At 70.0% G+C, this 12197-nt stretch carries 12 protein-coding genes; 8 read left to right on the top strand and 4 right to left on the bottom strand.

Annotated features, from left to right (window positions below; genetic code table 11):
• From RIE08_11605 to RIE08_11615, 3 genes are read right to left on the bottom strand one after another with little or no spacing between them, the layout of a single operon-like run.
• Positions 1-1515, bottom strand: a complete 1515-nt coding sequence (locus RIE08_11605; GenBank protein MEQ8718243.1) for a potassium transporter TrkG — start codon at positions 1513-1515, stop codon at positions 1-3.
• Positions 1512-2855, bottom strand: coding sequence for a Trk system potassium transporter TrkA (trkA, locus tag RIE08_11610; protein ID MEQ8718244.1), 1344 nt, complete (start codon positions 2853-2855; stop codon positions 1512-1514). Before trkA ends, RIE08_11605 begins: the two co-directional genes overlap by 4 nt.
• Before the next feature lie 38 nt (positions 2856-2893).
• Positions 2894-3526: a 5-formyltetrahydrofolate cyclo-ligase gene (locus tag RIE08_11615; protein ID MEQ8718245.1), complete on the bottom strand. Its 633-nt coding sequence runs from the start codon at positions 3524-3526 to the stop codon at positions 2894-2896.
• 69 nt (positions 3527-3595) lie between these two features.
• Between RIE08_11615 and RIE08_11620 the strand changes: the two genes are divergently transcribed.
• Genes RIE08_11620 through RIE08_11630 form a run of 3 tightly spaced genes read left to right on the top strand, consistent with a single transcriptional unit; the run spans position 3596 to position 7143 of the window.
• Positions 3596-5689, top strand: a complete 2094-nt coding sequence (locus RIE08_11620; protein ID MEQ8718246.1) for a sodium-translocating pyrophosphatase — start codon at positions 3596-3598, stop codon at positions 5687-5689.
• Positions 5689-6591: a TIGR03564 family F420-dependent LLM class oxidoreductase gene (locus RIE08_11625; GenBank protein ID MEQ8718247.1), complete on the top strand. Its 903-nt coding sequence runs from the start codon at positions 5689-5691 to the stop codon at positions 6589-6591. The genes RIE08_11620 and RIE08_11625 overlap by 1 nt, the downstream gene beginning before the upstream one ends.
• Complete coding sequence (locus RIE08_11630; protein ID MEQ8718248.1) at positions 6592-7143, top strand: DnaJ domain-containing protein; 552 nt, start codon at positions 6592-6594, stop codon at positions 7141-7143.
• Here RIE08_11630 and RIE08_11635 read toward each other — a convergent pair.
• A complete protein-coding gene (locus RIE08_11635) occupies positions 7069-7833 on the bottom strand; it encodes a phosphatase PAP2 family protein (protein ID MEQ8718249.1) in 765 nt (254 codons plus the stop codon). The genes RIE08_11630 and RIE08_11635 overlap by 75 nt on opposite strands.
• 68 nt (positions 7834-7901) lie before the next feature.
• Here RIE08_11635 and RIE08_11640 point away from each other — a divergent pair, with 68 nt between their 5' ends.
• The 5 genes from RIE08_11640 to RIE08_11660 form a co-directional block, all read left to right on the top strand.
• Positions 7902-8249: a DUF2510 domain-containing protein gene (locus tag RIE08_11640; GenBank protein MEQ8718250.1), complete on the top strand. Its 348-nt coding sequence runs from the start codon at positions 7902-7904 to the stop codon at positions 8247-8249.
• A gap of 5 nt (positions 8250-8254) precedes the next feature.
• A complete protein-coding gene (locus RIE08_11645; GenBank protein ID MEQ8718251.1) occupies positions 8255-9565 on the top strand; it encodes an MFS transporter in 1311 nt (436 codons plus the stop codon).
• The gene (gene nbaC / locus RIE08_11650) at positions 9562-10140 is read left to right on the top strand and encodes a 3-hydroxyanthranilate 3,4-dioxygenase (GenBank protein MEQ8718252.1); all 579 of its coding nucleotides are present in this window, start codon (positions 9562-9564) and stop codon (positions 10138-10140) included. Before RIE08_11645 ends, nbaC begins: the two co-directional genes overlap by 4 nt.
• Positions 10137-11492: a mycothione reductase gene (locus RIE08_11655; GenBank protein ID MEQ8718253.1), complete on the top strand. Its 1356-nt coding sequence runs from the start codon at positions 10137-10139 to the stop codon at positions 11490-11492. The genes nbaC and RIE08_11655 overlap by 4 nt, the downstream gene beginning before the upstream one ends.
• Before the next feature lie 69 nt (positions 11493-11561).
• A partial coding sequence (locus RIE08_11660) for a hypothetical protein (protein MEQ8718254.1) occupies positions 11562-12197 on the top strand: 636 nt, incomplete at its 3' end.

Consider the following 12197-nt stretch of genomic DNA (forward strand, 5'->3'; position numbering starts at 1 on the left):
TCACCGCCTCAGCCGCCGTGAAACCATGCGTCCCACCGCCCCGAATGCCACGACGACCGGGGCGATCGACAGGCGCCCCACCGCCATCAGCACCATCAGGACGGCGCGGGCGGGCGCCGGTACGCCGAGGGCGTCGCTGCCGGGTCCCAGGTCACCCAGGGCGGGCCCCATCGTCGCGAGTGCGGAGACCGAACCGCTGAGCGCCGTCACGAGGTCGGCCCCGAGCGCCGCGAGGCCGAAGGCGCCGGCGAGGACCGTCAACAGGTACAGGAGCTGCTGGGCCTGCATACCCGCGAGCGCCGCCTCCGAGACGGCGACGCCACCGATCTTCACGACGGACACGGCGCGGGGGTGGAGTTGGACGACGAGCTCGCGGTAGGTGTATCTCACGGCTTCGATCGCGCGGAGTATCGAGAATCCGCCACCGGCCGAGCTGCTCATCGGTCCGGTGCCGATGAGGATCAGGAGCAGGAACTGTGCTCCCCAGATCCAGGTCGTCCAGTCGGTGACCGAGTAGCCGGTGGTCGACACCGCCGAAGCGACCGTGAACAGCGAGTCGCGGACCGTGGTGACGCCTCCACCGCTGTCCGTCCAGGTCCACGCGCTGACGAGGACGGTCGATGCGACGACGATGAGCCCGTAGGCGCGCAGCTCGGTGGAACGCCAGATCGGGACCACCGCTCCCCGTACCGCCCACCACAGCGCGACGATGCTCGTCCCCCCGAGCAGCATCCCGATGATCGCGACGACCTCGACGCCCGCCGAGTCGAAGAAGGCGATCGAACCGTCGTGGTTGGCGAAACCTCCCGTCGAGATGGTCGTCATGGCGTAGGTCACACAGTCGAACGGACCCATTCCCGCGGCGAGGTATGCCACCGCGAGACCCGCTCCGACACCGGCGTAGATCGCGGTCACGCGTCGCACGCCGGTCTGCACCTTCGGGGCGAGGGGCCGCACCCCGGGCACCGACTCGTGGAGGATCTGCTCCCGACCGCGTCCGAAGGTCGGAATCACGACGGCGACCAGTTGCAGCGCCGCGAGGCCGCCGATCCACTGTGTCGTGGCGCGCCAGAACAGCACGTCGCGCTCGACCTCGCCGACCGGGGACAGCACCGTCGCCGACGTCGTCGAGAAGCCGGCGATCGACTCGAACAGCGCGTCGTCTATCCGCTCGATCGCGCCTGAGACGAGGTACGCGATCGTCGACACCGCCACCATGACCAGCGAGGCGAACACTCCCGCGGTGAACACGTCGGGGCCGGTCGCCTTGGCAGGGAGGCGGACGAAACGGGTCGTCACGGCACCGACGAGAAGTGCGAGCGTCCCGACCAGAGCGAGGGCGGCCGCACCGTCGTCGGTCGCCCCTACCGCCGCGGAGAGGATGAGGCCGGATCCGACCGCCACGAGCGACCACGCTGCGGCGCTTGCGATGACCGAGGCCTTGACGGTCGTCCTGCGCCGACCCAGCAGCGGGACGACGTCGGCCGTCGAGCCGGCGCCATCGTCGCCGCTCACGCGAAGAGGCGCTGAACCGCGGCGACCGTCTGGGGCCGTGCGAACACGACGAGGTGATCCCGGCTCCGCAACTCCGAGTGCCCACGCGCGATCTGCGCTTTGCCGTCGCGCACTATGGCCCCGATGAGCACCTCCTTGGGGAGGCCGAGTTCGGAGACCACGGCGCCGTCGCCGGGACTCCCGTCCATCACGCTCAGCTCCAGAACCTCGACATCCATGTCGAGGAACGTCGCCACCTGCGCGACGCCTCCCCTCACGAACCGCAGCACACCGTTGGCGCTCGCTGTGCGCGGCGAGAGGGCGACGTCGATGCCGACCTCGTTGAGAAGACCGCGCAGCGAGAGACGGTGCAGAACGGCGATCGTCTCCGTCGTCCCCATCGACTTGGCGAAAAGGCACGCGAGGATGTTCGCGTCGTCCTCACCGGTGACGGCGACGACCGCGTCCTGCCCACCGACGTCCTCGGACGCGAGCAGCTCGGCGTCGCCGATGTCGCCTTCGATCACGAGCACGCCCTCGAGCGCCTCGGCGATCTCACGGGCGCGGACCGGGTCTCGCTCGACCACCGACACCCGGGCGTGGCGGTCCGCCAGACGGCCGGCGAGGATCTGTCCGGTGCGACCGCCGCCGAGGATCATGACCCTGTGGGGCCGAGCGGCATCGAGCCCCAGCAGACCCAGGACATCGCGGCGCGCCCGGCGCTTCACGACCATCCGGACGAGATCGTTGGCCTCGAGGCGGTGGTTGCGACGCGGGATGATGGTGTCCTCGCCGCGGGTTATGGCACCGACCATGAACTCCCACTCGGGCTCGTACTCGGCTGCGATCCCGCCGAGCGTGCGGCCCACGAGCGGGGCGTCGGGACCGAGACGGGCGCCGATGACGATCACCTCCCCCCCACCGAGAACGGCGATCTCGCTCGCACCCGGATAGTCCAGGAGATCCATGACCTCGGACGCGACCTCCTCGTCGGGGTCGATGATCAGGTCCGCCCCCATCGCCGCGTGGAGCTCGGCGGCTTCCTTTCCCCGCAACGCGGGAGCTTCGATCCGTGCGATGGCGCGCCGCACCCCGGCCTGCTTCGCCAGGAGGCATGCGATCAGATTTGCCTCGTCGTCGGAGCTGACCGCCACGAGGAGTTCGGCCCGGTCGAGTCCTGCGGACCGCAGCGTGGCCGGGTGGGTGCCGCTCCCGCACACCGCGAGGACATCGAGACGCTGTTCGACTTCCCGGACACGCGCGGCGTCCTGCTCGACGACCGCGACGTCGTTGCCCTCGGCACTGAGGAGCTCTGCGACGTGGGACCCGACCTCACCCGCACCGATCACGATGATGTGCACGGCTCAATCCTGCCGCGCGCCGGGGCCGTGGACCACTCTCACGCGTACTGACCCGCGCCGGGCGGCTCCGATGCGGCCCATCGGAGCGCCGTCGGTGTCACCACGACGTCGAGGTCGACGTCGTGGTCGGCCGCAGCGAGGTGGCCGACCAGTTGGCAGTCGAAGCCGACGCCCACGAGCAGCGGGGGTGGGCCCACGCGTCGGCGCGCGGCGAACGCCCGGTCGTAGTAACCGGCGCCCCGGCCGAGGCGGTGACCGAGGCGGTCGAAGGCGACGCACGGGACCACCACGACGTCGAGAGCGAAGGGCGGGACGACCTCCCCCGCCACGGGAACGGGGATCCCGTAGCGCCCTTCGGTGAGGCCCGACCCCGGAGTCCATGTGCGGAACGTCATGGCCGTGCCGGCCTGTACGACGGGGAGCGCGACGGACGCGCCGGCGATCGTCACGACGTCGAGCAGGGGGGTCGTGTCGAGCTCGCCGTCGTCCGCGAGGTAGAGCCCGACGACGTCGCCGGCGGCGATGAGTTCGGAGTCACGGACGTGGTCCGCTACCCTGCCCGCCGCACGGTCCCGCTCCCCACCCGGAACGGCGCGTCGGGCTTCACGGAGCTCGCCACGTCGCGACATCGCAGTCGGCTCGGGTAGGGACCGATCCGTGCACGGTGTCACGCGGCGAGGCTAGCGTGCCTGCCCGCCACCATCGCCGACGCGAGCCCCGGTACCGGGGAGGGAGAGACAATGGAGTCCGTACCGTATCTCGCGGCACTGAGCGCGCTCGTCGCGCTCGGCCTGGCCGCCTACTTCTTCAGCGTGGTCAAGGCGGCCGATCCCGGCACGCCCAAGATGATCGAACTCATGGAGGCGATCCAGGAGGGGGCGAGGACCTTCCTGCGGCGTGAATACACCTGGGTGCTCGGCTTCGTCGTCGGGATGACGGTGCTCATCCTGGTCTTCCTCGACTGGGGTCGACCGTGGGGCGCCATCGCCTACGTGCTCGGCGCGGTCCTGTCGGGAACCGCCGGGTGGGTCGGGATGACAGTCGCCACCATGGCCAACGCCCGCACCACCCACGCCGCCCGCACGGGACCCCAGCTCGCGCTACCGCTGGCCTTCCGGGGCGGTGCCGTCATGGGCTTCTCCGTAGCCGGACTGAGCCTTCTCGGCCTCGCCTTCTCCTACCTGTTGTTCGTCGTGTGGCTCGATGTCGACGACGCTTTCGACGTCATCACGGCGTTCGGGCTCGGGGCGAGCTCCATCGCCCTCTTCTCCCGCATCGGGGGCGGTATCTACACGAAGGCGGCCGACGTCGGCGCTGACCTCGTGGGCAAGGTCGAGGCCGGCATCCCCGAGGACGATCCCCGCAACCCCGCCACCATCGCCGACAACGTCGGCGACAACGTCGGCGACGTCGCCGGCATGGGAGCGGACCTCTTCGAGAGCTATTCGGGGGCCATCATCGCTCCGATCGCATTCGCATTCTTCGCCTTCGGCGGCGACACGAACGACCTCCCCGCGGACCTCGAGAAGCTGATCCTGTTCCCCCTCATCGTGGCGTTCGTCGGGATGGTCGCATCCATCGTCGGCGCGTTCTTCGTCCGCGCGGGAGCGAGTTCCGATGTCCGTGCGCTGTCGCGTGCACTGCACATGGGCACCAACGTCGCCATGGCGATCACCGTGGTGGGCGTGTTCGCGTCCGGCCTGATCGTCTTCGGCGACTACTTCGACTCCGACGCCCAGTGGGCGCTGCCCGTGGCGGTCATCGCCGGGCTCGTCGTCGGTTGGGCCATCGGCAAGGTCGCCGAGGTGTGGACCTCTGACCACTACCGACCGGTGCGCAACATCGCGAAGCAGTCGGAGACCGGCCCGGCAACGGTCATCCTGTCGGGGATCTCGGCGGGCATGATCTCGGTCGCCGCCTCCGTCGTGCTCATCGTCGGCGCCATCGGGGTGGCCTACTGGGCCGGACAGGAGGCCCTCGGCGGTACCGACGAGGGCGGTATCTACGGCATCGCCATCGCCGCCATCGGCATGCTCGCCACGACCGGAGTCGTCGTCGCGGTGGACGCCTACGGGCCGATCGCCGACAATGCCGGCGGCATCGCCGAGATGGCCGAGCTGGAGCCGGAAGTCCGCGAGGTCACCGACTCCCTCGACAGCCTCGGGAACACCACCGCCGCCATCGCCAAGGGATTCGCCGTCGGCTCCGCCGCCGTCACCGCCCTCGCCCTGTTCGCGGCCTTCGACCAGGCCATCACCCGTGAGGGCGGGAACCTGATCCTCGACATCACCGACGTCGAGGTGTTCATCGGCCTGTTCCTCGGTGCCATGCTGCCGTTCCTGTTCGCCGCTCTCACGATCGACGCCGTCGGTCGTGCGGCCAACAAGATGATCGAAGAGGTCCGGCGCCAGTTCCGCGAGATCCCGGGCCTGCGGGAGGGCCGTGAGGGCGTCAAGCCCGACTCGGCGCGCTGCATCGACATCTCGACGCAGGCCTCCCTGCGCGAGATGCTCATCCCCGGTGGTCTCGCCATCGTCGTGCCGTTGGTGATCGGCTTCATCGACGAGAACGCCCTCGGTGGTTTCCTCGCCGGTGCCCTCGTGACAGGCTTCGCGCTCGCCATCTTCATGGCCAACTCCGGTGGCGCATGGGACAACGCGAAGAAGTACATCGAGGCCGGCGCCCACGGCGGCAAGGGCAGCGAAGCGCACAAGGCCGCCGTCGTCGGTGACACCGTCGGAGACCCGTTCAAGGACACGTCCGGCCCGTCGATGAACATCCTCATCAAGGTCATGACGATCGTCTCGCTGATCTTCGCGTCCGCCTTCGTCTGATGCGTATCGGCCTCTCCGCCCCGGCGGCCACCGACCTCGCACGGGTCGTCGCCGGGGTGGAGCGGGCCGAGACCGAGGGTTTCTCGAGCTACTGGCTGCCGCAGATCTTCGGCGTCGACGCTCTCACCGCGCTGGCAGTGGCCGGCGCGGCCACCGAGCACATCGAAGTCGGCACGGCCGTGGTTCCGATCCATCCTCGCCACCCGTTGATGCTCGCGGCGCAGGCACTCACGGTGCAGGCCGCCTGCGGTGGACGGCTGGCCCTCGGCGTGGGCCTGTCGCACCGTGTGGTCACCGAGGAAATGTGGGGGATCTCCTGGGACCGGCCGCTGCGCCGAATGAGCGAGTATCTGTCCGCCCTGATCCCTGCCCTGGCGGGGCGGTCGGCCGACGTGGACGGAGAGCTGCTGACGGCCCATGGCGCCGTCGACGTCGCGGACACCTCCGCCCCACCGGTGTTGGTGGCTGCGCTCGGGCCTCAGATGCTCGAACTCACGGGCCGTGTCGCCGACGGCACCATCACGTGGTGCGTGGGACCACGCACACTCGCGAACCACACGGTGCCCACCATCCGCGCCGCCGCCGAGGCTGCCGGCCGAGTTACACCTCGGGTGGTGGCCGCATTCCCGGTCGCGGTGACCGACGACGTACCCGCGACGCGCGCCGCTCTGGGCAAGCGCCTCGCCGTCTACGGGGGTCTCCCCTCCTACCGGACGATGCTGGACGCCGAGGGCGTCGACGCCCCCGAGGACCTGGCCATCGTGGGCGACGCCGACGAGGTCGCCCGGCGGGTGGGAGAACTCGCCGGGATCGGCGTGACGGACTTCGCTCTGGCAGAAGCCGCCATCACCTCCGACGAGCGCCGGCGAACCCGCGAGACGGTCCTCGCACTGTCGGCCTAGGTGGACGTCGCCCGGGCTCTGGGGGTGCTGGGGCTGGACACGACGGCCTCATGGGACGACATCCGCGGGGCGTACCGCCGCCTGATCCGTACCCACCATCCCGACGTCGCGGACGTAACCCGGGCGGCACGTGCGACCGACATCACCGAGGCCTACGCCACGCTCGAGCGGGCCACCGCGGGCGGTCGCGACCCGCTCGGCCCCTCGGCCCGGCCGTCCACCGATCCGAGATCGCAGCGGCCCCGGTCCGCCCGGGTATCGAGTGTCCCGGCAAAGACCGTGACTCTCGACGTCGGCGGGCTCGACGTGGTGGACGCACTAGCACAGGGGGCGGCTGCGCTCGGGCGTGTCGGCCCGGTCGACCGCGAATCCGGCATCGTCATCGTGACACTGGGACCACCGCGCTGGACGCCCAGCCAACTCCTCGCCGAGGTCGGCAGCACGGGTGGCCGCGCCACCGTCGAGTTCACCCTCGAGTCACTCGGCCGCGACGCCGCGCCCTCGATCGAGGCCGTCGTCAGCGAACTCGCCCGCAACCTTCCCCGCGCCTGAGCCCCCGTCGAGCAACCACGACAGAGGGGGTGCGTGGCGGACGATCCACGCCGGAGCGCGGCGGTGGGTCACGATCACCATCAACAGGGCAGGCACCGCGATCAGGTAGCCGCCCACGACGTCGGCGGGCCAGTGATCCAGTTCGACGACCCGGGAGGGCGCGGTGATGACGATGATCGCCACCGACCCGGCGACGACCCCACGCCTGACCCGATGATCGCTCTCGTACACCGAAGCGAGGTAGGCGATGATTCCGAAGACCAGCACGACGTAGACGACGTGTCCGCTGGGATAGCCGCCGTTGCCGAAGCGGGCCGTTCCCCACTCGAGATCCTCTGTAGGTCGGGGCCGATCGACCAGATCGGCCAGCTTCGTCAGACCGGTTGCGGCACCCGCCACGAAATAGGTCACCGCTGCCAGGCGCCCCCACGCCATCGCCACCACCGGCACCAACGCCAGGAAGATCGTCGGGGCCATGGCGTCCGTGAACGCCACATCGAGAACGTTGCTCGCCGGCCCGAGCACTCCCGAGAGCGTCTCGTCCACCCAGCGGGTGGCCGCGGCCTCACCGGGCAGGAGCTGGGATCGACTCACGCCCACCGTGAACAGGATCCCCACGGCGGCGATCGACAGCGCCCCGGCGACGATCATCCGGTCCGTGGGGCCCGTCTGGTCGTTTCGCGGTGGCATCGCCCCCAATCCAACCACGGCGGGTGGAATCCGGCCACGCCGAGGACCGGCGGTATCGTGGACTCACCGTGGCTGGCGACGACGATCCGCGCGGGGCGCGTACCCGGTCCGAACCGGACGCTCCCGGCTCCTGGCACTCCGACCCGTTCGCGCGCCACCAGTCACGCTGGTGGGACGGCAACCGCTGGACTGAGCGGGTACGCGACGAGACCACCGTCGGAATCGACCCTCCGGGCATAGACCCCGCGCCGCACGCTCCCGCGTCGGACGCGCCCGAGCCCGCCAATCCCATCGGTGATGCCCGGGTCCCGCTCCGGCCTCCCCCCGCGAGTACCCAACTGGCCCGGATCCTCGGTGTGATCACCATGGTCGGGCTGACGGTGCTGATCGTCGTCGTGGCGATCGCGGCGCTCTGAGTCCCGTGGCTTCTCTGACGACGGTGCCGGCCGGCCGCTTCCGGCTCCCACCCCCCGAGAGCCCCAGTTCGCTGCGGGCACTGCGCCATCGCCAGTTCGCGATCTTCTGGCTGACTGCGATCGTCTCGAACTCCGCCAACTTCATGCAGCAGCTGACGGTGCCGTTCATCGTCTTCGAGTTGACGGACTCCAACACCTGGGTCGGCGCCGTCGCCTTCGCCGCACTCATCCCCGGTGTCGTCCTCACCCCCGTGTCCGGCGTGCTCGCGGACCGGCTTCCGCGCCGCACGATCATCATCGTGACCCTCAGCGTGCAGACGCTGGTCGCGACCGGCTTCCTCGTCCTGTGGCTCGCCGATGCGCTCACCCCCTGGCGGATCGTCATCCTGAGCCTGATCAACGGTGTCGTCGTGGGAACCCAGGTCGCCGCCTGGCAGTCGTTGGTTCCCCTGCTCGTCCCCCGACACGACCTCCTCGCCGCGGTCCGGCTCAACTCGGCGGGGTTCACCGCATCGCGGGCGCTCGGGCCGATGGTGGGAGCCGGTCTGCTGGCCGCGATCGGCCCCGCTTCGGTCTTCTTCGCGAACGCTGCGACGTTCGTCCTCCTGCTGGCGGTCGTCTTCAGACTTCGGCCGCGCCAGGCTCCGGCGGCATCCGCGGAACGGCTCGCCACGGTCTTTCGGAGCGGCTTCGCCTATGTACGCGCCCGGGGGTCGATGCTGCTCGCCGTCGGGACGGGTTTCATGATCGCCTTCTTCGGCATGTCACTGGTCCAGATCGCGGCCGGCCTGGCCAAGGAGGACTTCGGGGTCGGGAAGTCGGGCCTCGCGGGCCTCGTCACGGCGACGGGAGTGGGATCCGTCCTCTCGTCGATCGTCATCATCTCCGGTGGCGACGCCTTCCGCCGGTCCCGCATGGCACTCGGCGGGCTCGTGATCTACGGCATCGGGCCGCTCGTCATCGTGTCCACGACGAACTACGTCGTCGGCCTGGCGGGCTTCTTCGTACTCGGTGCCGCCCACGTTGCGGTCGCGATCGCGCTGAACACGGCGCTGCAGATACAGGTGGCCGAAGAGATGCGGGGCCGCGTCATCTCGATCTACATGATGGGCGTCATCGGTGGTCTACCGGTGGGGGCCTTCGTCGGCGGCCGACTCGGAGACCTCGTCGGGCTGCGAACCGTCTACGTCGGCGCGGGGATCTCCCTCCTCACCTATTCGCTGTTGGCGACTCTGGTCTTCGACCGGCTCGGCGCGCTCGACGATGAACAGAGGGAACCGGTTCCGCCCACGCCGACAGCGGAGGCGGCGGCGTGAGCCTCGCCGGACCGGGCCCCGACAACGTTGCGTTCGGCCTCGAGCAGTGGATCACCGACAACGCGGGGCACTTCGCTCCGCCGGTTGCGAATCGGGAGGTCTTCCCGGGAGGGGACTTCATCTTCATGGTGATCCGGGGCCCCAACGCGCGGTCCGATTTCCACATCGATCCCGGTGACGAGATCTTCCACCAACTGCGCGGCGAGGTCGCCGTCGACCTCATCATCGACGGTGCCGTGGAGCGCCACATCGTCGGGCCGGGGGACGTGCTACGGGTGCCCGCCGGGGTCCCCCACGCGCCCCACCGCCCCCCCGAGACATGGGGATTCGTCATCGAGCGACCCCGCGCCGACGACGAGCGGGACCAACTCCTGTGGCTCTGTGAGACGTGTGGCAGGGAGGTCCGACGGGTCGAGTTCCACGTCTCCGACATCGAGGCCCAGTTGGCCGAGGCGCTCGGCACATGGAACGGTGACGAGACACTGCGGATCTGCCCGGTCGGACACTCCAATCCGGCACCGCGACCGTTCACGACCTCCGACCTGAGCGAGAAGCCGGGCCCCTACCTCCCGTGAGACACCACGATCTGATCATCCTGGGCGCCGGCTCGGGAAACACGCTCCTGTCCCCCGACTTCGACGACGTCGACGTAGCGATCATCGAGCGGGACACCTTCGGCGGAACCTGCCTGAACCGGGGGTGCATCCCGTCGAAGATGTTCGTGTACGCGGCGGACGTCGCCGAGACGGTCCGCCACGGTCACGCGCTCGGCGTCGACGCCGCAGTGACCGGTGTGCGCTGGCGTGACATCGTCGACCGGGTCTTCGGCCGGATCGACCCCATCGCACAGGGCGGCGAGGACTATCGCCGCCGCCTCGACAACGTCACCGTGTACCCGGGCGACGCCCACTTCGTAGCGGAGCGCGTCCTGGAGGTGGACGGCGAACGCCTCACGGCGCCCGACGTCGTGATCGCGGCCGGTGCCCGGCCCTTCGTCCCGGAGATCCCCGGGATCGACACCGTCCCGCACCACACGTCGGACACCGTGATGCGCCTGCCGGAGCTGCCCGGGCGGATGCTGATCGTCGGTGGCGGCTTCATCGCCGCGGAACTGGCCCATGTGTTCGGGGGCCTCGGCACCGACGTCACCATCGTTCACCGGCGCGACGTCCTGTTGGGAGCCGAGGACCGCGACGTCTCGCGGGCATTCACCGATCGCTACGCGGAGCGCTTCGACCTGCGGATGAAGACGGTGGTCGAGGGTTTCGCCATGGATGGCGGGTCCATCGTCGCCGCGCTCGCCGGCGACCGCGGCGGCGAACTTCCCGTCGACGTCGTCTTGATCGCAACCGGGCGTGTACCCAACGGAGATCAGCTGAATCTCCCTGCCACGGGACTGTCCGTGGGTGAAGACGGCTACCTGCCCACCGATCCGTTCCTGCGGACGGGGGTCGAGGGCATCTGGGCTCTGGGCGACGTCACCAATCCGGCCCAGTTGAAGCACACCGCCAACGAGGAGGCCCGGGTACTCGCCCACAACCTGATCCACCCCGATGACATGCGCGAGGTGGATCTGTGGCCCACGCCCCACGCGGTGTTCGCGAGTCCGCAGGTAGCCGCCGTTGGACCGACGTCGCAGGAACTCGACGCTTCGGGCCGTGACTACGTGTCGTCTGTGCGGCCCTATGCCGACACCGCCTACGGCTGGGCGATGGAGGACCGTCACTCGTTCTGCAAGGTCCTGGCGGACCCCGAGACGAGGCTGCTGCTCGGCGCGCATATCATCGGCCCGCACGCGCCGACGCTTCTCCAGCAACTCGTCCAGGGGATGCGTTTCGGCCAGACGGTGGACCAGATGGCCCGCGGCCAGCTCTGGACCCACCCGGCGATGCCCGAGGTGGTCGAGCAGGCCCTGTTGTCGTTGTAGATCGCGAGATCGGACTTCTGTGCCCTCCGAGCGCCCCTCTGTGTCACTGGGGTCGGTTAGTGTGGGTTCATGGTCGAACACATGTTCGCAGCCGGTTCCGGGACGGACCGTGACACTGGCCTCGGCGAGGCCCGTGGGTCACTCGACGCCGCGGCGGGGCGGCTGCGGAGCCTGGATCTGGCGTGTCTCGACGTCGACCAGTTGAGCGTGCTCGCGAAGGATCTTGAATCGCATCGTCGTGTCGTGGCGGCGGCGTCGGCTCGCACCGCGGCTGCGATCGCGTCGCACACCGCGCCACCCGACCCAGGCCGCGGCGGCGACGGCGCTGGTAACGGCGACGACACCAGCGGCCAAGACGATGATGGTGCGGGGCCGGTGCCGCCTCCTCCTGCGGGCGGCGCCGCCGACGCGGCCGGTTCAGACCGCGATGAGGCCAACCGGCAACGCCGCGCGGCGCGGGTCGCGCAGATCCTCCCCGCAGCGATTACGGCGCTCGACGCCGGGAAGATCACCACCGGCCACATCGCCGCGCTGTGGTTCGCCTGTGAAGCAGACCCGGCCCGGGCCCGCCGAGACGAAGCCCACCTGGTCGCATGGGCGCGACGGGTCCCCGTCGCCCGGCTGCGGCAGCTGGTGCGCAACTGGTGCCGCCACGGCGAAGACCCCGAAGACCGCGCCGCCGAACAGGACCGCAAACGCGGCGTC

This window comes from Acidimicrobiales bacterium, assembly GCA_040219085.1.
Lineage (GTDB): Bacteria > Actinomycetota > Acidimicrobiia > Acidimicrobiales > JAVJTC01 > JAVJTC01.

Excerpts from the sequence above, each read along its gene's own strand:
- RIE08_11635 (MEQ8718249.1), bottom strand. The coding sequence starts at position 7,833 with ATGCCACCGCGAAACGACCAGACGGGCCCCACGGACCGGATGATCGTC.
- RIE08_11620 (MEQ8718246.1), top strand. The coding sequence starts at position 3,596 with ATGGAGTCCGTACCGTATCTCGCGGCACTGAGCGCGCTCGTCGCGCTC.
- RIE08_11625 (MEQ8718247.1), top strand. The coding sequence starts at position 5,689 with ATGCGTATCGGCCTCTCCGCCCCGGCGGCCACCGACCTCGCACGGGTC.